Raw genomic sequence first — 23,585 nt, forward strand, 5'->3', positions numbered from 1 at the left:
GAAGCCTTGTTTTATAACATTTTGTCTTGAGAACCAATATGTTATAAATTCAGGGCTTTTTTTCTACTCTTTTTTATATCGAACTCAGGTTATTTAGTCTTAATCGAAGCGCTGTTTGTTTATTGTTTTTGCAAAAAAGCATAAAATGGGTCACAGAATAAACAAAGATAAAAATACTGCATATATCGACTATAAGCAGGAAGTGGAAAGAAAAAAGAAGGGGGCGCTATGAAAAAAATCATGATGTTATGGATGGTCGCCTGTCTGGCTGGATGCAGTTATTTTGTCTCGATGGATGAACTGGCCAGAAATATTCAAACGCAGATGCAACGTGAATTTAATTCCAATCGAGATTATCAACACTATCGTTTTACCGTGAAAAAGGTCAAAATTGTCCAGCGTCAGGGGAATGAGTTTCAGGCCATTTCTCATCTGAATTATCAGGGTGAAGAATATCCCATTCATGTAAAAGTCTTTAAGGTGGATGGGGGATATAGTTGGTCGATTGAAGATGATGCCTTTGCTTTTATTGATGAAATTGAAATTGAAAAATATCGTCAGCAACTGGATCGGGAATTACAGCAACTGGCCTCAGCCTTGGATGATCTGGAACCTGTAGATGAACCAAACCAGAATGTCTCCGGCTCGCTGATCACACCAGTGGCTGAACCCGCATTACAAGATGTTTCTTATCAAGAAGAGCCGATTCCGGTGGGTAATATTACGGCGTATACGCAATAACTCATGCGCAATCGCTATAAAAAAGCACCGATGATCGGTGCTTTTCTGTTTAGGATTCAACCTGTTGATGTTCACGTACATAATCTTCAGTACGCTGCATCGCTTCCTGAATATTAAAGAGTGCAGTTTCTACATCTTTCAAGGTTTTGGCATTACCACCGCTTAAAGCCTGACGCCATTTACGTGCACCCGGCAAGTTCTGGAATAGTCCCAAAATATGACGGGTAATAATGGATAAAGGTGCACCTTCGGCGATGCGATGAGCAATATAAGGTAGCATCTGTTGCATGATGTCAAAACGGTCTGGTGCATCCAGATTCCACAGTTGGCCCAGTTCAGCCAGTAAGTAAGGATTATGATAGGCTTCGCGGCCAATCATCACCCCATCCACATGTTTGAGATGTTCCAGCGTTTCGGCATAGGTTTTAATTCCGCCGTTGATCTCGATGAGCAGATCAGGACGATCCTGTTTTAAACGGTAGACATCTTCATAACGTAGGGGTGGCACGTCGCGGTTTTCTTTAGGTGATAGACCTTTTAATAAGGCAATCCGCGCATGCACGATAAAATTATTGCAGCCGGTTTTGGCCACGGTATCGACAAAATGCAGCATCTCTTCATAAGATTGCATATCATCAATTCCGATCCGGTGTTTTACGGTCACTGGAATATCCACCGCATGACGCATTTCAGCAATACATTCTGCGACTAGATCAGGCTCCGCCATCAGACAGGCCCCAATTTTATTATTTTGTACCCGGTCACTTGGGCAGCCTACATTTAAATTGACTTCGTTATAGCCCCAGTCCTGTGCCATCTTGGTACAAGTGGCGAGATCTTTTGGATTTGAGCCACCGAGTTGCAACACGATTGGCTGTTCTTCCGTATTAAAGTCCAAATGACGTTTGGCATCACCGTAAATGATTGCACCCGTAGTAACCATTTCGGTGTACATAATCACATTCGGGTTAAAAAGACGTGCAAAGAAACGATAGTCTTTGGTAGTCCAATCCATCATCGGGGCAACACTGATTCGCGGTTGAAGTTTATTTTCAATGGTGGTCAGATCAGTCATTCAAAATCACGCCTTAACGAAATGGAAGAAAGAAGAAGCAATCCATGCGATCACTCAGCTATTGGTTCTTGGCTAAAACCGGAACGGCTGACGTTGCAAAAAGAGGGCGTAATACTAGCATAAAATCAGAAAAACCACCCGGCGAACTTGAGCTAGCCCAGTAAATCCAGGGAATGAAACAAGAAATAAAATTGGAATTCCCAGTCAGGTTGGAATGGTATATTTTGATAGGAGAAAGATGAAGATAAAAATTTTAGAAATAAGGAGAATAATCATGTTGTTATTGGAGGAAATTTATAAAAGCCATAAAGCACAAAATTCGGCACATTTTAATTTAAGAATTCATCGTGGCTTAGGCTGGTTTAAAAAATCGCTAGACCTTGATCAAGATCTAGATTTTAAGTTTATCAGCCTGTGGATCAGCTTTCAGGCGATTTATGCAGATGAGCGTGATCTAGTTCAAGATCAAAGCAAGCTACAGCAGTTTCTGGAAATACTCTGCCAAAAGGATCTGGATCAGAAAATTAATCATATTCTTTGGGAAAAATATAACCAGCCGATCTGCTCATTCTTGGCCAATCCCTATGTGGAACAAAGCTTTTGGGATTATCGCCATCAGAAAATTAGTCTGGAAAGCTGTCAAGCTGATCTGGAAGCACAGAAACAGAATATAGAGAATGCTTTAAAAGAACGAAATTCTGTTGAAATTTTAGCTGGAATATTTCAGCGTTTATCTACCTTGCACCATCAGATAATACAGGGTGGCGCCACGTATCACAGCTCGCTGAATTATAAATCATTAGAGGAGAGCTGCCGAATTCTGGCAGCCTTATTGCCGGTTTTTATCTGTATTTTATTAGAAAACTCACAAACTCTTGATCTGAATAAGCCTTATTATCCGGCGGCGCAAGTCAGCTAGATATAGTCAAAATACTTATGCAGTTATGCGGGCCTGATGCCATTGATCCAGCAGGGCGAACAAGGTAGCGCACAAAGCTAGCCCAAGTCCTGTCATACAGGTCATGCTCCAGCCCCCGTGATGCCAAGCATAAACCCCTAAGGCTGAACCACAGGCACCGCCTATAAAATACAAGGTCATATACAGTGAATTGACCCGTGATTTGGCATCCGGGCGCAGGCGGAAAATCACGTTCTGGTTACAGCTGTGCGTAATCGCGAGCCCCAGATTTATCAGTCCATAACCCAGAATATAACTGAGCAAGGATACCGCACCAAAATATAAAAACAGCCAGCTTCCCATCAGGATAGAACAACCGATCCAGCTCAGTGTTTTGATATGGCCACGATCGGCCCATTTGCCAATGAACTGCGTGGAAAGTGCGCCAAATACACCCACCAGCGTGACCAGTCCGACCATGACATCAGAAAGCTGAAAAGGTTCCTGCGTCAACAGTAGAGCTATGGTGGAGAACAACATACTCATGGCAGCAAAAGCACAGGCGCCTGTAAGTGAACGCAAAACCAGTCGTGGTTCCTGCTTGAGTAATATCCCCATAGATTTAAAAATCGCTGTATAGCTGATTCTCAGACGTGGCAGGCTCGGTAGTTTTCCTCTCAAATAAAAACTTAAGGCCAACATGCTTATGCCACTGAGGATATAAATCATTTTCCAGTGAAACAGGTCGGAAAGTAATCCGGCAATACTGGTCGAAAGTAGAATGCCAACCAGTAATCCGCTCATCAGGAAGCCCACCACTTCTCCAGTTTTTTCCGGTTTGACCGCCATGGTGGCCAAGGGAATCAGAATCTGTGCAGCTACGGAAAACAGTCCGGCAATGATAGTGCCGACCCAGAGCATTGGCAGATTCACTGCACTGGCACAAATAAATAAACCTGCTGCTGCACCCAGCATGAGGAAAGGGATCAGTTTGGTTTTATTCAGCATGTCCCCTAAAGGCACAATAAACAGCAGGCCCAGGGCATAAGAGATTTGAGCAAAAGTGACAGTAAGTGCCACTTGTGATTCAGGTACCTGATAATACTGCTGAATCGATGAAATCAACGGCTGGCAATAATAGTTCGCGCCGGCACATAAACCGCATGCAATCGCCATCAGCCATAATAAGGGCTTATTTTGACTAATATCGAGAGGCGTGTGCATAGGGCTAACCTTGTATTCAGACCGGAAGAATTGAAATGAGGAATAAGAATAATGTTCAAATTGAGGGCACTATAGGCCAGAAGTTCTCGCTTTAAAAGTAGAGAAATATTGCCAGCATTGAAAATCGTTAGAACTCAGGCAGCTTAAAGAAAGAAGTGCAATTTTAAATAGAAAATATGAGTGAATGTTTGCAGAATTTTTTATCTTTTGATAATGGGGTTGCTTCATTAAAGCGCAGCTTGATCTAGAAACAATAAAAAAGAAGCACTCAGCCAAAAAAGTGGAATATTTACTCTATTTTGTTGCGCAAATTTGGTGCAAAAATGGGATTTCCCATTTTGAATCAAGTTCAGTACATTAATATAATAAATAGTACGCAAGGTTTTTTCTACCCTTTATCTGACTGTTTGAGACTTGGGTCTTATAAAATTTTGGCGATTATTTTTTTGTCAGATGTATCAATTATGTCTGATGAAGATCTGCTCAAAACAAATTCTATCATTTCATAAAATACGATTTTAACATCTAAAAACAGTGCTCTTGCTTGAGTACTAAATCTGTCAAAAAAGTCAAAACTAAAAAAACGACGCAGCTAAAGTGCCGCTATCTATAGGGACTAGAGAAATTGAAAGTCTGCTTCTGAATCAAGAAATACAGCAATCATTGTCAGAATCATCAATGTAACAAAATAAATCAGAAAGTCGCGCTTATTTACGCCAGCAAAATCTAGATATTTCATTTAGTGGAATGAATATCGTTTATAAAATCATCGAATATAAATAGCCCTTGAATTAAATAAATGTGCTATTGCAGCATCATTTTTATGAATCATCAGTTCAAAATATAGGTATTTATTAAATAAATAGTAGGTGGTAATTTCAAACAGTTTGATTAGAATCCAAAAATTCAACAAGAACACATCCTGAGGGGAAGCATCGTTTAGGCGATGTTTACTTAAGAAAAATTAGCTTGAGGAACGCTCATGCAGATCGGAATTCCAGCCGAAACTGTTGTCGGTGAAAATCGCGTCGCTGCGACGCCAGAGACAGTAAAGAAATTGATCAGCGCAGGACATAGCGTGATTATCGAACGTGGTGCAGGTGTTAAAGCTGCCTATATCGATAGTGCCTATGAACAAGTTGGTGCCAAAATTACGGATGATGCCTATACCGGCAGTCAGTTGATTTTAAAAGTTCGTGCACCGAAAGGTGAGGAAATTCAAAAACTCAACCCGAATACCACTATCGTGGCAATGTTTGATCCTTACCGTAATACTGAGCTTGACCAATTCGCGGCACAAAACGTGTCTGCATTTGCATTGGAACTTTTGCCACGAACCTTATCTCGTGCGCAGAACATGGATGTCTTGTCTTCTCAAGCCAACCTTGCAGGTTACAAGTCGGTGCTTTTGGCTGCGGCTGAATACCAGCGCATGTTCCCGATGCTGATGACTGCTGCGGGTACGGTTAAACCGGCTCGTGTGGTGATTATGGGTGTCGGCGTAGCGGGTCTGCAAGCGATTGCCACTGCAAAACGTTTAGGTGCCATCGTTGAAGCCACGGACTTGCGTCCAACTGCCAAAGATCAGGTTGAATCTCTGGGCGGTAAATGGCTAGACGTGCCGATGTCTGCTGAAGAGCAGCAAAAAGCTGCAGATGCTGCCAAAAATGGTTATGGCTGGATGCCGGGTGAAGAATACATCCGCGATCAGGCTGCAATTGTTGATAAAGCGGTATCAAATGCTGACATCGTGATTACCACAGCGCTTTTACCGGGCCGTGATGCACCGCGTTTAATCCGTGCTGAAACAGTTGCGAAAATGAAACCAGGTTCAGTAATTTTGGACATGGCAGTAGAGTCTGGCGGCAACGTCGAAGGTTCGAAATGTGGCGAAACAGTCCATACCGACAATGGCGTCAAAATTCTCGGCATTCCAAATATTCCGTCGACTGTATCAACTGAAGCCTCTGCTTTATACGCTCGTAACGTATTTAACTTCGTTGAAACACTATTTGATGCAGATAAGAATTTTGTCCTGAATCAAGAAGAAGAAATTCAAAAAGCCCTACTCGTCACTCATGGCGGCCAAGTGCTGCTGAAACGTGGTTAAGGAGAAGACTCATGGTTGAAACAATTACGATTTTTGTCCTTGCCATTTTCGTAGGTTACTACGTGGTGTGGGGTGTAACACCAGCATTGCATACGCCGTTGATGGCGGTCACCAATGCCTTGTCATCGATCATTATTGTCGGTGCAATGATTCAGACTGTTGGCCTGCCGGTGATTGGCGTTGAAGGTAGCGTGGATTTCCAGACCATTAACGTGGTGAGCGTACTTGGCGCGATTGCAGTATTCCTGGCGAGCATTAATATTTTCGGTGGCTTTGCCGTGACTGCTCGTATGCTGGAAATGTTTAAACCTAAGCAAAAGAAAAAAGAGGGTTAATCCATGGAAATGATTCGAGAGTATGCGGATTGGTTCTACCTGATTGGTGCCGTTCTTTTTATCCTGACGCTACGTGGTTTATCAGGTCCTAAAACTGCGATTGCCGGTAACCGTTACGGAATGATCGCGATGGCCATTGCGGTCATGACCACCTTCTTTGTAGCTGAGAATCCAGTGGTCTGGATGATCATTGGTGCAATGGTGCTGGGTGCAATCGTGGGTATTGCCCGTGCACGTACAGTTCCAATGACGCAGATGCCTGAAACTGTGGCGCTAATGCACTCATTGGTGGGTCTGGCTGCGGTCCTGATTGCTGTCGCTGCCATTATTCACAACAACAAATTGATTGAACTAGGTCCAGACCTGTTGGCTGCCAATGGTGTCAATTTCCATGAAATGAGTCGTGTTCATTTATTTGAACTGTTTGTGGGCTGTTTCGTAGGTGCGATTACTTTTACAGCATCAGTCTTTGCTTACGGCAAACTGGCTGCAAAGAAATGGGCGAAAACCATTTCAGGTGTGTGGGTGAAACCAGTTCAGGCAATCATCTTTATTGCAATGTTAGGTTTTGGGGTTCACTTCTTCCTGACTGGCAATATGACATCGTTCTGGGCGATGACAGGCCTTGCGCTGGCATTCGGCTGGGTATGGATTGCACCAGTCGGTGGTGGTGATATGCCAGTGGTGGTATCGCTACTCAACTCATTCTCGGGTTGGGCAGCAGCTGGTATTGGTTTTACCCTAGAAAACAACATGTTGATCGTTGCAGGCTCACTGGTGGGTTCTTCAGGTGCCATTCTGTCTTACATCATGTGTAAAGCGATGAACCGTTCAATCATCAACGTTTTGTTTGGTGGTGCGATGGGCGGTGCAGCTGCGCCGATAGCAGGAGCAGGTGAACAGGTTCAACGTAATCACCGTTCTGGCTCGGCAGATGACGCAGGCTTCCTGATGTCAAATGCAGACAGCGTAGTGATTGTACCAGGTTATGGTATGGCACAAGGCCGTGCCCAAAATGCGGTAAAAGAATTGGCTAACTTGCTGAAAGAGCAGGGCGTAACGGTTCGTTTTGCGATTCACCCTGTAGCAGGTCGTATGCCGGGTCATATGAATGTATTGCTTGCTGAAGCGGACGTACCGTATGAAGATATCTTGGAAATGGATGAGATCAACTCGGACTTCCCGGCAACAGATGTGGTGCTGGTGATTGGTGCCAACGATGTTGTGAACCCTGCGGCGAAAGATGATCCAACCTCACCAATTTATGGTATGCCGATTCTGGAAGCGCATAAGGCACGTACGATTATGGTGATCAAGCGCTCTATGGCAACCGGTTATGCGGGTCTGGACAATGACTTGTTCTATAACGACAAGACCATGATGATCTTTGGTGATGCCAAGAAAGTGGTGGAAGATATGACTAAAGCCATTAATGGTACAGGTCACTAATCATCTAAATCATTAGAATTCCCCCTAAGTCCCCCTTTAATAAAGGGGGATTTTTTATTTTATATCTTGGAAAAAGGATGATTGAGTGGTCATCGAACGTCTATGTTTATGATGAATTGATCCTAAAATACCAATCAAATCGGTGCATAAGACAAGATGAAAATTAAAGAAAAATAGCGAACAGATTGAGTTGTATTAATGCTTATAAAGTTAGATGAACAGGCAATAAAAAAGCGACCTACACAGGTCGCTTTTTTGAATATTCGGTTTTTACGCTACAGAGTCAGTATCTGTAGGATTGCGCCATAAGCTTTCTAGGTCATAGAATTTACGCGCTGTTGGAAGCATACAATGAACCACAACATAACCAAGGTCGATGAGGATCCATTCAGCATCACGTTCGCCTTCAATACCAAGAGGGCGGAAGCCAGCTTTACGTGCTTCTTCAGCAACGTTATTGGCCAATGATTTGATGTGACGTGTCGATGTACCGCTTGCAATGACCATAGCATCAGCCACATTACTGATACCGCTGACATCAAGCTCAACAATTTCTTTTGCTTTTACATCTTCAAGTGCAGCATGTACGACTTTTAAGCAGTCCTCTACAGCTTGAGAATTTGAATTCATAGTAAGATCGTGAGAATTAGAAGCGCTGGGCGATGGTTCTAAATTCATGGGGAGTGTAATTTCCTAACAATTATGCATGGTCTAATATAGCGGTTTTAGTCCTGAATTTCAAATGAAGCCGCAGTCCACTCAGTCATGCTCCGGAAAGAACTCGGCTTTCCAGCCAAAGGAATCGTTGGAATGTCCGCTAGGTTTATACTCGGCAGCGACATAACCTTGATATTGACTATGTTTTAACCACTGAAATATATCATGATATTGAATAGAGCCCGTATTGGGTTGATGCCGTCCCGGACAATCCGCAAATTGGATATGACCAATCGAGGCAATATTTTCTTGCAAAGTTTCCAGGACATCTTCGCCCATCATTGCCATGTGGTAACAGTCATACTGCATTTTTAAGGCCGGATGATGCACGGCTTCCAGCATTTCCTGTGCCTGAGCAATATTTTGAATCAAAAAACGTGGCATATCGATGCCATTGATCATTTCAAAGACTGGTTCAATTTGATGCTCAAGCAGCATTGAACAGGCCATTTTTAGGTTACTCGCCAGCGTATTCAGGCAGGGTAAGAGATCACAATCCCTAGGCTGTTTTCCTGCCAGAATGTTCACCCGCGGTACATTCAACGCCGTGGCATACTGGATGGTCTGCTCAACAGCATGACGAAACTCGATTTCCTGTCCTGGAATGCCGGCCAGGCCATGACCGCCCTGCATTAAATCGCCCGCTGGCACATTAATCAGGCACAAGTTCAGCCGATGCATGCTGAGCTGGTTTTGAATCTGGCCAATGGTGAGCTCATAAGGAAACTGGATTTCCACATGATTAAAGCCCTGTGCACGAGCCAGCGCGAAGCGTTCGATAAGCGGCACTTCGGTAAAAATCATCGACAGGTTGACAGCAAGTTTAATCATGTCTTTCTCTTCAATATTCAGGGCTGTATAAATCAAGCGTTATGAGTGTTTCAGCTGCTGGATTACAGTGGCCAGATCTGCTTCGGCAAAGCCTTGAGCTTGATGAGCATGTAACTGCGTTAAAGCTTGAGTTGCGACCGGAACATCCAGATCAAAGCTTTGGGCCAGTTGCACGGCATTATTCAAATCTTTGGACAAGGTCTGTACTTTCCATTGCACCGGTTCAAAAGTTTGCGTGGCCATACGCGGTGCCAGAATCTGAAAAGGCTTGGAGTCGGCAAAACCACCTGCCAGCGCTGGTGCCAGTAAACGTGCATCCACTCCAGCAAGGCCAGCCAGAGCTACGGCTTCTGCAATCAGGGTACTATTGGCCGCAACAATCAGCTGATTACAGATTTTAGTCGCCTGACCGGTGCCGGTATCACCCATGCGGGTCACGCGCTGTGAAAGTACTGCATAGATCGGATTAAGATTTTCAATAGTCGCGGCATTACCACCGGCAAAAATCACCAGACTGCCTTGTTCAGCCCCGGTGGTACCGCCTGAAACCGGAGAGTCAATCCAGGTTACTTTCTTGGCCTGTGCTTGTGCTGCAAGTGTTTGGGTTTGCTGTACTGAAAGGCTGGAGAAATCCACAATCACTTGCTCCGCAACCAAATACGGTTCGATCTGAGCAAAAACAGATTGCACTGCATGATCATCTGCCAAGCAGCTGAGAATGACCGGATAATTGGCAATCTGGTCTAAAGACAGCGCAGTCGCGCCCTGATCCAGCAAGGGCTCACAGGCTGCTGGTGTGCGATTCCAGACCGCTACCTGAAAACCTGCCTGAAGCAGACGTGTGGCCATACGAGTGCCCATCAGCCCCATACCTAAAAAGGCAATTTTAGTATCGCGATTCAACTGCATACTTTCTCTTATTCCTTGCTTTGACTCAAACTCGACTTATTTATATTGGCGCGGTACAAACTGAACCTCTGGGTTTTTGTCCTTTTTACGGGCCAATTGACTGTTTTTACCCAGTAATAATTTCAGCTGCCATATTTTTTCCATACGCAAGGATTTATTTGGACGATGCTGCATGGCATCCAGTACAAATTTAGAGGCCATCAGCGCATCTGGAGAACGTTGCAGCATTTCTTCAGCCAAGGCTTGTGCTCTTGCCAGTGGCTGTTCATCGACATGGGTGATCAGACCGATTTCTTTGGCATATTCGCCCTCAAAAATCCGGGCAGTCAAAGTCAGCTCTTTTGCCAGATCAATACCAATCAGGCCTTTCAGTGAGCGGCTGAGTCCCATGTCTGGCACCAGTCCCCAACGGGTTTCCATAATTGACATTTTGGTCTCAGGATGGGCAATGCGGATATCTGCGGCTAATGCCAGTTGCATCCCGGCACCAAAACAGAAGCCCTCCATTGCGGCAATCACCGGAACAGGTAATTCTTGCCAGACCAGAAATGCTTTTTGAAACAGGCTTTGACCCGGACGAATCAGCTCCCAGGCAGCATAAGCACGATTTTTAGGATTATTTAAATCGGCCAGATCAATACCGGCACTAAAGACTTGAGCTTCACCCGTTAAAATCACACATCGGATGCTTTTATCTTTTTTGATTTTTTGTGCAGTCGCGACCAGTTCGCGCAGCAGGGCAAAGCTCATGGCATTGCGTTTATCCGGACGATTCAGTGTAACAGTGGCAATGCCGTTATTTTTTTCCAAGCGCACGAGTGACATGGCATTCTTCCTTATTTTTCCTGGCTTGAGCATAGCATGCAGCCTTTAGGCTTGCATGACAGCTCAGTCACACTTCTTAAGTCATGGACTGAGCCACTTCAGAGGTTTAATTCAAATGTTGCTTCAAAATTTGCTGGGCAGCCTGTTCAACCTGTTCAACCACGGCTTTGAGTTCATCAAAATATTTCAGCACGTCCTGAACAAAGTTTTCATCGGCCTTACGGCGTTCTTTGCGCAGGGTTGAAACGAACTGTTCAAAGCCACCGGTGACTTTCTGTAAAGTCGGTGCACCGACATAGCGGGTCGCGCCGTATAAACGATGCAGCACATGTTCCAGTTGTGGGAAATCTTCCAGTTCAATCAGTTGTTGCATTTCATCGAGTTCATCCGCAAAGCTGTCCACCAGCATGCGTAACAGATCTACCGCCAGATCTTCCTTATTGGCTGCCAGTTGCAGGCTTTGCTGCCAGTCCAGAATATTTGGATCCAGAGCATCAATCACATTGGCGCGTTCTAGCACCGGAATCCGTTTAAAATGCTCGGTGGTCCAGTGCGTCAAAATTTGGATAATCTGCTCGATCTGGATCGGCTTGGTGACATAATCATCCATGCCGTTTTGCAGCAGTTTATGTTTTTCATCAGAAAGTGCATGCGCCGTCAGTGCAATAATCGGCAGGCGGCTATGATTTTCAAAGGTCGATTCCAGCGAGCGAATAGCACGGGTGGTATCGATCCCCGACATGACTGGCATCTGAATGTCCATAAAGACCAGATCAAATGCTGGCTGTTCCTGTTCATAACGGCGCTGAATAATATCGATCGCTTCCTGCCCGCTGAGGGCTTTGGTCGTGGTGACATTGAGTTCACCCAGCAAGGCTTCCAGAACAATCAGGTTGGGTAAGTGATCATCCACGGCCAGAATATGCAGGCCTTGACCATTAAATTCTTCATGCTGTTCCTGGTCGAAGACCGGCTGATTGCCGAGTAACTGAATCAGCGCGCTGCGGCTGAGTGGCTGATGCAGGGCACGGGCACGATGGTCATTGAGCATGCTCGGATCCAGCTGCATCTGATAACCATAGACAGCCAGATGACCCTGATAACGTGAACGGATTTCGCGTAACAAGACTTCACTGTCACCACTATGATCGACGATCAGCCAGGTATTTTCGCTATTCTGTAAATGATTCAGACGGCTAAACAGATCCAGAATTGATGCACATTCAATATGTTTAACCTGATAATTTTCCAGATAATGCCGCAGCACATTCGCAGTTGCCGGATGTGCAAGATAAGACACCACGGTCAATTCGCTAAAATCTGGATGCTCAATCACGGTATCTTCATCGACCAGGAACTGGGCAGTAAACCAGAAAGTAGAGCCTTTTTCGGTTGGAGCACGTTCCTGATTGTCTTCAAAACCAATCTGGCCATGCATCAGGCTGACCAGCTGTTTGGAAATTGCCAGACCAAGACCGGTACCGCCAAACTGACGGGTCACCGAGGTATCACCCTGCGAGAAGGACTCAAACAGCTTTTTACGGTCGGTACCACTCAGGCCAATGCCGCTATCCTGTACACTAAAATGCAGCACACACTGATCCATTCCATCATGTTCCATGCGTGCCCGGACAATGATTTCTCCATCCGGAGTGAATTTGATCGCATTGGAAATCAGGTTGGTCAGAATCTGTTTAAATCGTAGCGCATCACCAATAATGTGTTTTGGCACACCATCTGCATAATAGAAGGCCATATCAATATGTTTTTGTGCTGCCAGAGGTGACAACATGTCCATCACATCAAAAATCGCTTCTTCCAGATCAAAAGGTGCCGTTTCCAGTTCCAGTTTGCCGGCATCAATTTTGGAAAAATCCAGTACATCATTAATCAGCGCCAGCAAATGCGCTGAAGACTTACGAATGGTCTGCAAATACAGGCTCTGCTCGTTGCTGAGATTGCCCTGACGTAACAACAGATGAATAAAACCATCAATACTGTTCAGCGGGGTGCGCAATTCATGGGAAATATTGGCCAGAAACACCGACTTGGCCTGGTTGGCCGAGATCGCCTGGTCGCGTGCCTGACGATAGGTAATATTCTGGACTTCTAAAGTGTCGAGGGTGCGGCGTAAATCGTCTTCGGTCTGTTCGGTATGTTCACGCAGTTCCAGAAAGCTGAAATGCAAACGTTTCACCACATTGGCGATATCACGTTGCAATAAACGCAGCTCGCCGGTGCTGTTAATCACCATATGCTGGCCGAGGGTATCGGCATTCAGGCGTTGCAATTGCATGCGAATCTCATACATGGGGGCGATCCAGCGCCGTGAGTAGAAATTCAAGCAAAGTAATAACAATAATAAGGTCAGTAATCCGGTCGCAATCAGTACGATCAGTACTCGGTAACGGGCAATTGCTAGCGGCTGGTTATCCAGTTCGATCGCCAGCCAGCCGGTAGAAAAAGTGTTTTCATTCACTTTAATGGCATAGATATGATTATCTTGATGCAGAATCGGACCAACAAAATTGCCGCTTTTCTCAAATTCTGGCCAAGGCGCCTGTTCCTGAAAGCCGATACCCAAACGGTTCTTGCCATTTTCGTCTAGAACCGCTGCCCGAACCAGATGCTTTTCATTCAGCATGTTCTGCATGGCATTGTGGGCCTGGTCATATTGCCAGGGATACAGGTTCAAAATATCCAGTGCATATTCTGAAGTACCCTGAAAGCGGGTCAGAATCGCAATGGCCATCTGCTTCTGCTGGGCACGTGCGGCATTCGAGGTCTCAGTCAACACCAGCATGGCACCGACGCAGGCCAAAATGGTAATTGGCACAAAAATCAGCGCAATCAGCTGTCCATAGGCATGATTTAAGTGTAGGCGTTTAAACAGCTTTTTGTTGATCGTTGACATGATTTAAGCAGTATTTTCTTTATGCCTGGCATATTAGCATGCTTTAAATCGACAGTTAAAATTTAAGCACTATTTTTATAAAGCTTCGGATTAGCAGTTAAAAATACAAGAGATTTCAGTTAATTTTGTTCAAGTAGAGCAAGACTAAAGCGTCCGGAATTTCAATCTGTAAAAGTGCCAGACTGAAATAGTATTTTCATCTTCACCAGCGAGCTACTTCACCTGGCTAAATCATCGGGAAATGTAGTTTATGGCTTGATACTGTATGAGTTTTAGTGAGTTTTCTGAAAAAGCCTTGCTAAATGGGTGCAGGGAAAAGCATTTTTTCATACAATAGCCGCACCTCGATATAGGTGCAAATAATGAGTAATACCATCCCTGATTTTCAAGCAGATGAATTTTTGTTAGACCATTATGTAGGCAAAACGCCGCTGGTGCGTTTACAGCGTCTGGCAAGTCACACTCAAGCTACAGTACTCGCGAAACTCGAAGGCAATAACCCAGCAGGTTCGGTCAAAGACCGTCCGGCCTATAATATGATCATGCAGGCCGAGAAGCGTGGGCAGATCAAACCGGGTGACACCCTGATTGAGGCAACGAGCGGAAATACGGGGATTGCATTGGCGATGGTCGCAGCAATGCGTGGCTATAAAATGAAGCTGATCATGCCGAACAATATGAGTCAGGAACGTAAGGACGCGATGCGTGCGTATGGTGCCGAGCTAATTGAAGTAACCAAAGAGCAGGGCATGGAAGGTGCACGTGATCTTGCTGCTCAAATGCAGAATGATGGTGTGGGTCTGGTGCTGAATCAGTTCGGAAATCCGGACAATGTCGAAGCGCATTACCTGACCACGGGTCCAGAAATCTGGCAGCAAACCGGTGGCAAAATTACCCATTTTGTCAGTTCTATGGGTACCACCGGCACCATCATGGGTGTGTCGAAATACCTGAAAGAAATGAATCCTGATATTCAGATCGTCGGTTTACAGCCATCTGATGGTTCAAGCATTGCCGGAATCCGTCGCTGGCCAGAAGAATATCTGCCAACCATTTTCGACCGCAGCCGAGTCGATCGCATTATTGATATTCCACAAATCGAAGCTGAAAAAACCATGCGTAAGCTGGCACAGAAAGAAGGCATTAGTGCCGGAACCTCTTCTGGTGGGGCAGTGTGGGCCTCGATTAAACTGGCGGAAGAACATCCGGATGCAGTGATTGTGTGTATTATCTGTGACCGTGGTGACCGTTACTTGTCTACAGGGTTATTCTCTGTACAAGATCCTGAATAATTATTTGAGCACTGTTTTATGCGCCTGCCTGTTTTAACTTTCGATATTGAAACCCAAACCGATCTCAAATCAGGCGCGCATCTGTTTGGTCTGGACCTGCCCGAAGCAGATCTGGATCAGGCCTTGACCAAATTACGCCGTCAGGATTCAGGCTCGGATTTTCAGCGTTTACCGCTGCATGAAATCGTCTGTATTTCCGGTTTATGGATGGATGAACAGGGTATGAAGCTGTTTTCGTTTAGTCGAGAACAGCATTCTGAAGCAGAAATTTTGAAAAAATTCTTGTCAATTTTTGACAAGCGACATCCGACTCTAGTGAGTTGGAATGGCTCACAGTTTGATTTACCAGTAATTTTATACCGCGCCATGTATCATGGACTCTCTGCACCGAGTCTGTTCGATCAGGGCGAAATTGATACGCAAAAGCGTTATAATAACTACCAGAATCGTTACCATCATCGTCATGTTGATCTGATGGATGTGATGGCCATGTTTCATGCCCGTCATTTCCAGAAGCTGGATGATGTTGCACATTTGCTGGGATATCCAGGCAAGCGCGGTGACGGAGCCTATCGGGTTCCAGAATATGTCCGCAATCAGCAATGGACCGAACTGACGTCGTATTGTGAAGGTGATGTCCTGAATACCTGGCTGGTGTATATCCGCTGGTTGTTGTTAAAAGGCCAGCTGTTACTGCCGGATTATCAGCACCTGCTGCAAAGCACGATTCAATATTTGCATACTCAACCGCAGCATGCGGACTTTTTATCAGTTTGGCGTGAGACTTCGCAACGAACTGAATTTACCCAATTTGATTTTCCCATCTCCACACCCTAGGTTTTCATGAAACATCGAGCACAAGCACGTCCTACCCAGCAACCCGAGTATATTTTTCAGGTTGAGTCACTATCGCATGAGGGACGTGGCATCGCTCATTATGGTTCACATCCGGATCATCCGCAGCATAAACATGGCAAGAAAGTCTTTATCCGTTATGCCTTGCCGGGTGAAACCGTGCGTGCCCGCATTACCCGCGAAGTCAAAAAACTTGAAGAAGCCGACAGTCTTGAATTGTTGAGCGACGCTTCCGAGATTCGCGTGAAGCCGGTGTGTCCGCATTTTGGGATCTGTGGTGGCTGTAATATGCAGCATATTGCTGCGGATGCGCAGATTGAACTGAAACAGAATGTGCTGAAATCGCATCTTCAGCATTTTGCTGGAATCCAGCCTGATCAATGGCTACCGCCTTTACGTTCACAACGTGAAGATTATCGCCGTAAAGCCCGGATTGGGGTGCGTTATCTACCTTCCAAGGATCAGCTGGTGGTGGGTTTTCGTGAGAATCAGTCCAACAAACTGACACCGATTGATCGCTGTATGATCTTGGATCGCGAGTTTGGCTCGGTTACACGTCTTAAACAATTGCTGCAAGGTCTGAATGGTAAGGCCGACATCGGTCATATAGAATTGGCCATGGGGGATCAGGACATTGCGCTGCTGGTGCGTGAAACTGCAAAATTATCTGCCGATGATGTCAACCAATTGCGCGAATTTACGTTACAGAAAGGCTGGCAACTGTATCTGCAGCCTGCCGTCAAAGAAACGCTCTCGCGGATAGATGCTCCAGAAGCATCTGCACGCTTACACTATGGTCTTGATGACTTTGATGTGAAATTCGGCTTTAATCCTCTGGACTTTACCCAGGTAAATTCAAGCATCAATCCGCAAATGGTACGATTGGCATGTGATTTGCTTCAGCTACAACAAGGTGAACGGGTTCTGGATCTGTTTTGTGGATTAGGAAACTTTTCTTTGCCGCTGGCGCGCTGTGTTGGTGCATCGGGTCAGGTGATTGCGGTTGAAGGAAGTGATGAAATGGTTCGACGTGGTGCGGAAAATGCCAAAAACAATGGTATTGCACAAATAGCGTTCTATTCACAAGATTTAACCAAAGATTTCTCGCACCATACTTGGGCAAATCAAGGTTTTGATGCATTATTAATCGACCCGCCACGTGCCGGGGCAGAAGAAGTGATGCATTATCTCCCTCAGTTTGGAGCTAAAAGAATCGTTTATGTGTCATGCAATCCTGCGACACTCGCCAGAGATGCAGGACTCTTGGTACAACAGGGCTATCGTCTCACCCAAGCGGGCGTGATGGATATGTTTACACATACTGGACATGTTGAATCAATCGCATTGTTCGAAAAAGAAAATCAAATAAACGATTAAAGAAATGATGTTTTTAAAAGTAGGAGACGGGTATGGTCACAGTACGTGAGCAACTCCCTGGACGACTCAATGAGTTGTCACAGGAGACGACTGTAGAACATGCCGAACAAGCACACCAGGATCTGACTGAATGGTTGGATCGGGTTCGTGGCATATTAGATGGCGCACCTTTAACGCAGCTCGAAGAAGTCGCCCACTTAACATTAGAAAGAGAGCTGCAAAGTACGGTTCAGCACCGCTCCAATACCTTTTATACTGGTATTGAGATGGCGGATATTCTGGCGCATCTGCATGTCGATGAAGATACTTTGTCCGCAGCCATGCTGTATCGTGCTGTTCGTGAAGGCGTCATGCCACTCAGTGAAGTATTGGAACAGTTCGGCGAACAGGTGCATAGCCTGGTCAAAGGTACGCTTGCCATGGGTAAGCTGTCTGAGCTGATCGAAAAAAATAAACGCCTGGAAGATCATTTCAATAATAACCAGCGTGAACATCTGTCTGGCATTTACAAAATGCTGATCTCGGTCACCGAAGATGTACGGGTTGTTCTGGTCAAGCTGGCCGAACGTACCTATGCCTTGCGTGAACTGGCCAATTCCTCGCGTGAGCGTCAGGAACGGGTGGCCCGAGAAATTCTGACCATTTACTCGCCACTGGCACACCGCTTGGGCATTGCCCAGCTGAAATGGGAGCTGGAAGATCTGGCGTTCCGTTATCTTGCGCCGGAACGTTATAAAGAAATTGCTTCCTTACTGAATGAAAAGCGTCTGGAGCGTGAACAGTATATTCAGTTTGTGATTGATAAATTACGCAATGAATTGGCCGAACATGGTATCGAAGCTGAAATTAATGGCCGGGTGAAACACATTTATTCGATTTATCGAAAAATGAAAAGCAAGAACCTGAGCTTTGACCAACTCTATGATATTCGTGCTTTACGGGTACTGGTGAAAAGTGTACCGGAGTGTTACCACACTTTAGGTATTGTGCATCAGATCTGGCGCCATATTCCGCATCAGTTTGATGACTATATTACCAATCCGAAAGCCAATGGTTATCGTTCTTTACATACTGCAGTGATTGCCGAGAACAAGTCACTTGAAGTGCAGATTCGTACTCATGCAATGCATGACGAAGCTGAACTTGGGGTGTGTTCACACTTTAATTATAAAGAAGGCGCGAAAACTACAGATCGCTCTTTTAACCATCGTCTGCATTCCTTACGTGCGGTACTTGAGCATTATCAAGAACGCAATGAAAGCAGTGCACATAAAGAATCTGAAGATGAAATCGAGAATTTTGAGCATATTCAAGATTTTGAAGGCTTCGAAAAGATCTATGTGTTTAGCCGTGATGGTGATATCAAAGAGCTACCACGTGATTCAAGCGTGCTAGACTTTGCGTATCATGTGCATACCGAAGTCGGGAACAAGTGCTATGCTGCACGGGTAAATCAGCGCTATGTGCCGCTGACCTACACCCTGAAAACCGGTGAACAGGTTGAGATTCTGACCAAAAAAGACCGGGAACCTAATCGGGACTGGTTGGTTAATTCGCTAGGTTATATCAAAACGGCCCGAGCGCGAGATAAGTTGCGTCACTGGTTCCGTCAGCAGGATCGTAGCAAGAACCTGGAAGTCGGCCGTGAAGTACTGAACAAAGAATTGTCACGTCTGGCAATTCACCCGAAATCGATTGATCTGAGTGATTATTGCAACCACTTCAATGTTAAAACCGGTGATGATATTCTGGTCAATCTGGTCAATGGTGATATCAGCCTGCATGCCCTGATTAATCAGGTGAATCGTCACATGCATCTGGATCAGGACGAACCTGAACTGGTGCTAAAACCTGCCCTGAACCCGCGTGCCAGTCATACACTGTCAGCGCACGGGATTCTGATCGATGGTTTGGATAACGTGGAACTACATGTCGCGCAATGTTGCCAACCGGTGCATGGTGAATCGATTGCTGGCTATATCACTCTGAATCGTGGTGTGAGCATTCATAAAGTCGCTTGTCCGGACTATGTGCGCATGATTACCCAAGAGCCTGAACGTGCGGTAGAAGCCGACTGGGAAATGCAGCCGACTCGTGGTCAAAGTGTGCAGATTGTGGTGGAAGCTTATGATCGACGCGGTTTGCTCAAAGATCTGACGCAAGTAATTTTCTCGGATCAGATCAATATCCGTCAGGTGAATACCATTTCGGAAGCGGATGGTATTGCCAATATGAAGCTGTTGATTGAAGTCAAAGGTCTGGCACAACTTTCCAAGCTTTTGGCTCGTCTAGAGCAGCAGCCGGGAATTATCAGCGCACGCCGTCTGGTACAGGGTACTTAATTTCCCTTATGTAAGTTTAAAAAGCCTGCAATTCAATTGCGGGCTTTTTTATTGTAAGGTATTTGAATCACATGCATAAAAAATAGACCAGCAAACCAAGATGAGCGCCACCGAAATATTTGAACGTAGACGAAATAATCTGGCCAAGGTGATTGATCTGCTGATCGAGACGCAGCAATTTAAAACCGGCAAAGAGATCTGTGAGCATTTCGGCTTGTCTGCATCGTATATCGCTCAATTGCTGAATAGCAAACGCCAGATCGGGGAGAAGGCAGCAAGGGAGCTGGAACAACAACTGGGTCTAGATGTGCTCATTCTAGATCAGTCGGCTGAGCCAAAAGTTGAATTAGCTCCAATTCCAGAGCAAGGCGTATTATTTCAGATGCAGGTGGTGCAACAGCAGGCATTTGCACTTATTCCTATAGATTCTGCATTTTCATTCAATCAGGATATTTTTCATCTGCAAGCACAGCATTATGCAATTCAGGTAGCAGGGCCGTATTATTTTCCCAGCTTAAAACCGGGCTGGTGGCTGATCTGTGACAAACAGGTCGAGTTATCCACTGCAGGCATACTCTGTGTGTATCTGGTTAATGGCCTGCAGCTCATTTTGCAGTTGGTGAGCGAAGCTCAAGATCATTATGAATTCCAAAGCCTGGATGAACATCGACAGGTGATTTTCCAAAAAACCGATATTGAGAAAATCCATCCAGTCATTGCGATTATTCCCACTGCCATATATTCAAACGGCAGAAATAATTCAGCCCATCATAAGACGGGCTGAACGATGAACATGAAACAGAACAGATTATGGAATCTGGTTCTCGTCTTCAAATTCTGGCTTCACCTGAACAATAAAGTCCTGACGGTTCAGACCACGCCACAAGGCAAAGGCTGTACCGATATAAATTGAAGAATAGGTACCAACAAAAACACCGACAAACATCGCGATCGAGAACCATTTCAGGCCATCACCGCCCATAACCATCATCGCAACCACAACCAGTAATAAAGTCATGGAAGTATGAATGGTACGACGCAAGGTTTCAGTCAGGGCAATGTTAATGATTTCGACCGGTTCTGCACCACGAATCTTACGGAAGTTCTCACGGATACGGTCAGAGACCACGATATTATCGTTCAGTGAGAAACCGATGATTGCAAGGAGTGCCGCAAGTACAGTGAGGTCAAATGGCCACTGCATCATCGCAAAAATCCCGAGGGTGACGATAATGTCATGGAATAGTGACAACACGGCACCCATGGCCAGCTTGAACTCAAAGCGGATAGTGACATAGACCAGCATCAGCAGGAGTGCCAATGCCACAGCACCACCAGAACGGACATAGAGCTCGTTACCGACCTGTCCACCGACGACATCGACCTTGGGTACTTCTGCCGCATTATTTGGCAGTTGAACCGCTGCTGTAACAGCCTTGGTCAAGTCTTCAGCTTCGATATCTTCCTGAACCGGCATACGCACCATCAGGTCACGTTCAGAACCTAAAGTCTGAACCACAGCATCATTAAAGCCTGCCTGGTTCAATGCCTTGGAGACATCTTCAGGTTTGACCGGATTGGTATAGTTTAATTCGGCTGCCACACCACCGGTAAAGTCTAAACCGAGGTTCAGGCCTTTGGTGGCAATAAAGAAGATACTCGCAACGGTTAAGAGGATTGAAAACAATGCCGCAGGCATCGCAATCTTCATAAACGGAATAATGCGTTCGTCTTCCGGGCGACCGTACTGTTTTTGATTCAGTTGAGTATTTTCAGTCATCATTGATCTCCTTAAATGCTCAACTTTTTCAAGTTACGTTTTTTGCCATAAATGATCTGTACGATTGCACGTGTTACTGTAATGGCAGTAAACATCGAGCAGACAATACCAATCATTAAGGTCACGGCAAAGCCTTTGATCGGACCTGTACCAATCGCGAACAGAATGAATGCTACCAGGAAGGTGGTCAAGTTCGAGTCAAAAATGGTGTTATAGGCCCGGTCATAACCGGCCACAATCGCCTGTTTTGGCGAAGCTCCCCATTTCATTTCTTCCCGTATTCGCTCACAGATCAGTACGTTGGCATCGACCGCCATACCAATGGTAATCACAATACCGGCAATACCCGGCAGGGTCAGGGAAGCACCAATCCACGACATGACTGTCAGAATCATCGCCAGGTTAAATATCAGGGCAAAGTTGGCAATCAGGCCAAACACGCGGAAGAACACCACCATCCAGATGGCAACCAGGAGGAAACCGATCTGAGTTGAAAGCACCCCTTTGTCGATATTCTCTTGACCCAGACTTGGACCAATCACACGTTCTTCAACAAAGTACATTGGCGCAGCCAACGCACCTGCACGAAGCATTAATGCAAGTTCAGCCGCTTCCTGTGGCGAGTCCAGACCGGTAATACGGAACTGAGAGCCCAATACCGCCTGAATGGTCGCAGCATTAATCACGACAGCTTCAGTATATGGCGTACGGACTTCAGTTTGAGTGCCAGTTGCCGGGTCTTCCACATAGTTAATGCGCTGTTTGTTTTCGATGAACAGCACTGCCATACGTTTACCAACCGCATTACGGGTCGCATCCGACATCAGCTTGCCGCCTGCGCTGTCCAGCGTAATGTTCACTTCTGCACCGCCAGTGTCCTGGCTAAAACCACTGGATGCATTTTGAACACGTTCACCAGTTAAAATACGGTTACGGTTCAGAAGGAGCTGACGACCACTGTCCAGTGATTCATAGGCAAAGACTTCTGTGCCCGGTGGTAATGCACCTGTAGCCTGACCGGTATATGGATCGATGTATTGATCATTCAGGTCAGATACCAGACGGAACTCGAGGTTCGCGGTACGGCCAAGGACACGTTTCGCTTCAGCTGTATCCTGCACACCCGGAAGCTCAACCACAATACGGTTACTGCCTTGGGTTTGAACCAGTGCTTCAGCCACACCTAACTCGTTAATACGGTTACGTAAGGTGGTCAAGTTCTGGTTGACTGCATAAGATTCAATTTCTTGCTTACGCACATCGGTATAGTTCAGACGTAAGGTCGAACCGGTACTGGTTGCAACAGCCTGCTGGGTAAACTCATTGCCGTTACGGCGCAAGAAGTCCATCACTGCAGCACGATCATCATTGTTGGCAAACTGCATCACAATGGTGTTGTTGCTTAAAGTCAGGCTATTAAATTTCAGGTTGTTATCACGTAACTGACGACGGAGATCCGTCGCAGAGGTTTCCATACGCTGGGCAATGGCCTTGTCCATATCCACTTCAAGCAAGAAGTGAACACCACCACGTAAATCCAGACCAAGCTTCATTGGCTTGGCACCAATTTTTTGCAGCCATTCTGGGGTGGTTGGGGCGAGGTTAAGTGCAACCACGTACTCATCACCTAAACCACGACGTAAAGCTTCTTTGGCTTTAAGTTGCGCTTCACTTGAATCTACACGTAATAGGGCCGCATTGTTGCTAAAGCTATTGTCATGAGTGGCAATATTTTCAGTTTTTAAAATTTGCTCTGCTTTTTGTACGATGCTTGCATCAATTTGAGTACCGGCTTTGGCACCCGAAATCTGTACAGCAGGTTCATCTGGATACAAACTTGGCAGGGCATATAAAGTACTGATCACCAGAACAACCAGGATCAGTACATATTTCCATGCTGGGTAACGCATT

19 protein-coding genes are annotated in these 23,585 nt (G+C 45.6%); 10 read left to right on the forward strand and 9 right to left on the reverse strand.

Annotation, left to right across the window (positions count from 1 at the left end; all coding sequences use genetic code 11):
• The first annotated feature begins 228 nt into the window (after positions 1 to 228).
• The gene (locus NI469_RS07900; RefSeq protein ID WP_004281611.1) at positions 229 to 741 is read left to right on the forward strand and encodes a hypothetical protein; all 513 of its coding nucleotides are present in this window, start codon (positions 229 to 231) and stop codon (positions 739 to 741) included.
• Positions 742 to 790: 49 nt separating this feature from the next.
• Here the strand turns inward: NI469_RS07900 and dusA are convergent, their stop codons facing one another.
• Positions 791 to 1,816: a tRNA dihydrouridine(20/20a) synthase DusA gene (gene dusA / locus NI469_RS07905; RefSeq protein WP_420909177.1), complete on the reverse strand. Its 1,026-nt coding sequence runs from the start codon at positions 1,814 to 1,816 to the stop codon at positions 791 to 793.
• Between the two features lie 274 nt (positions 1,817 to 2,090).
• Between dusA and NI469_RS07910 the strand changes: the two genes are divergently transcribed.
• Entirely contained in the window at positions 2,091 to 2,735 is a 645-nt protein-coding gene (locus NI469_RS07910; RefSeq protein ID WP_253174791.1) for a hypothetical protein, read from the forward strand.
• Between the two features lie 15 nt (positions 2,736 to 2,750).
• Here the strand turns inward: NI469_RS07910 and NI469_RS07915 are convergent, their stop codons facing one another.
• A complete protein-coding gene (locus tag NI469_RS07915) occupies positions 2,751 to 3,938 on the reverse strand; it encodes an MFS transporter (RefSeq protein WP_253114066.1) in 1,188 nt (395 codons plus the stop codon).
• Between the two features lie 982 nt (positions 3,939 to 4,920).
• Here NI469_RS07915 and NI469_RS07920 point away from each other — a divergent pair.
• Genes NI469_RS07920 through NI469_RS07930 form a run of 3 tightly spaced genes read left to right on the forward strand, consistent with a single transcriptional unit; the run spans position 4,921 to position 7,832 of the window.
• Positions 4,921 to 6,048, forward strand: coding sequence for a Re/Si-specific NAD(P)(+) transhydrogenase subunit alpha (locus tag NI469_RS07920; protein ID WP_004645141.1), 1,128 nt, complete (start codon positions 4,921 to 4,923; stop codon positions 6,046 to 6,048).
• Positions 6,049 to 6,059: 11 nt separating this feature from the next.
• A complete protein-coding gene (locus NI469_RS07925; protein ID WP_004281642.1) occupies positions 6,060 to 6,383 on the forward strand; it encodes a proton-translocating transhydrogenase family protein in 324 nt (107 codons plus the stop codon).
• 3 nt (positions 6,384 to 6,386) lie between these two features.
• Positions 6,387 to 7,832 carry an NAD(P)(+) transhydrogenase (Re/Si-specific) subunit beta gene (locus NI469_RS07930; RefSeq protein WP_253174793.1) on the forward strand — a complete coding sequence of 482 codons (1,446 nt, stop codon included), beginning with the start codon at positions 6,387 to 6,389 and terminating at the stop codon, positions 7,830 to 7,832.
• A gap of 270 nt (positions 7,833 to 8,102) precedes the next feature.
• On the opposite strand, the gene rsfS is transcribed toward NI469_RS07930, so the two are convergent.
• The 5 genes from rsfS to NI469_RS07955 all read right to left on the reverse strand — a co-directional run bounded on the left by rsfS (position 8,103) and on the right by NI469_RS07955 (position 14,028).
• Positions 8,103 to 8,510, reverse strand: coding sequence for a ribosome silencing factor (gene rsfS / locus NI469_RS07935; protein ID WP_004733726.1), 408 nt, complete (start codon positions 8,508 to 8,510; stop codon positions 8,103 to 8,105).
• Between the two features lie 81 nt (positions 8,511 to 8,591).
• A complete protein-coding gene (locus NI469_RS07940; protein WP_253174795.1) occupies positions 8,592 to 9,380 on the reverse strand; it encodes a hydroxypyruvate isomerase family protein in 789 nt (262 codons plus the stop codon).
• Between the two features lie 39 nt (positions 9,381 to 9,419).
• Complete coding sequence (locus tag NI469_RS07945; RefSeq protein ID WP_253174797.1) at positions 9,420 to 10,289, reverse strand: NAD(P)-dependent oxidoreductase; 870 nt, start codon at positions 10,287 to 10,289, stop codon at positions 9,420 to 9,422.
• 36 nt (positions 10,290 to 10,325) lie between these two features.
• A complete protein-coding gene (locus NI469_RS07950; RefSeq protein ID WP_004645147.1) occupies positions 10,326 to 11,114 on the reverse strand; it encodes a crotonase/enoyl-CoA hydratase family protein in 789 nt (262 codons plus the stop codon).
• A 106-nt stretch (positions 11,115 to 11,220) separates the two neighbouring features.
• Positions 11,221 to 14,028 (reverse strand): GacS-like sensor histidine kinase, encoded by a 2,808-nt coding sequence (locus NI469_RS07955; RefSeq protein ID WP_004645149.1) that lies wholly within the window; start codon positions 14,026 to 14,028, stop codon positions 11,221 to 11,223.
• Between the two features lie 362 nt (positions 14,029 to 14,390).
• On the opposite strand from NI469_RS07955, the gene cysM reads away from it, so the two are divergent.
• The 5 genes from cysM (at position 14,391) to NI469_RS07980 (ending at position 20,678) form a co-directional block, all read left to right on the forward strand.
• Complete coding sequence (cysM, locus tag NI469_RS07960; RefSeq protein ID WP_004281649.1) at positions 14,391 to 15,320, forward strand: cysteine synthase CysM; 930 nt, start codon at positions 14,391 to 14,393, stop codon at positions 15,318 to 15,320.
• Between the two features lie 18 nt (positions 15,321 to 15,338).
• Positions 15,339 to 16,157, forward strand: a complete 819-nt coding sequence (locus NI469_RS07965; RefSeq protein WP_005101819.1) for a 3'-5' exonuclease — start codon at positions 15,339 to 15,341, stop codon at positions 16,155 to 16,157.
• 6 nt (positions 16,158 to 16,163) lie between these two features.
• Positions 16,164 to 17,552: a 23S rRNA (uracil(1939)-C(5))-methyltransferase RlmD gene (gene rlmD, locus NI469_RS07970; protein ID WP_253174804.1), complete on the forward strand. Its 1,389-nt coding sequence runs from the start codon at positions 16,164 to 16,166 to the stop codon at positions 17,550 to 17,552.
• A gap of 32 nt (positions 17,553 to 17,584) precedes the next feature.
• The gene (locus NI469_RS07975) at positions 17,585 to 19,894 is read left to right on the forward strand and encodes a RelA/SpoT family protein (RefSeq protein WP_004733739.1); all 2,310 of its coding nucleotides are present in this window, start codon (positions 17,585 to 17,587) and stop codon (positions 19,892 to 19,894) included.
• A 100-nt stretch (positions 19,895 to 19,994) separates the two neighbouring features.
• Complete coding sequence (locus tag NI469_RS07980) at positions 19,995 to 20,678, forward strand: S24 family peptidase (RefSeq protein ID WP_216986292.1); 684 nt, start codon at positions 19,995 to 19,997, stop codon at positions 20,676 to 20,678.
• 24 nt (positions 20,679 to 20,702) lie between these two features.
• Here NI469_RS07980 and secF read toward each other — a convergent pair whose 3' ends face one another.
• Entirely contained in the window at positions 20,703 to 21,677 is a 975-nt protein-coding gene (gene secF / locus NI469_RS07985) for a protein translocase subunit SecF (RefSeq protein ID WP_171260795.1), read from the reverse strand.
• Between the two features lie 8 nt (positions 21,678 to 21,685).
• Positions 21,686 to 23,584, reverse strand: a complete 1,899-nt coding sequence (gene secD, locus NI469_RS07990; protein ID WP_064095204.1) for a protein translocase subunit SecD — start codon at positions 23,582 to 23,584, stop codon at positions 21,686 to 21,688.
• Position 23,585 lies beyond the last annotated feature (1 nt).

Source organism: Acinetobacter lwoffii (assembly GCF_024129735.1).
Taxonomy (GTDB): Bacteria; Pseudomonadota; Gammaproteobacteria; order Pseudomonadales; family Moraxellaceae; genus Acinetobacter; species Acinetobacter lwoffii_H.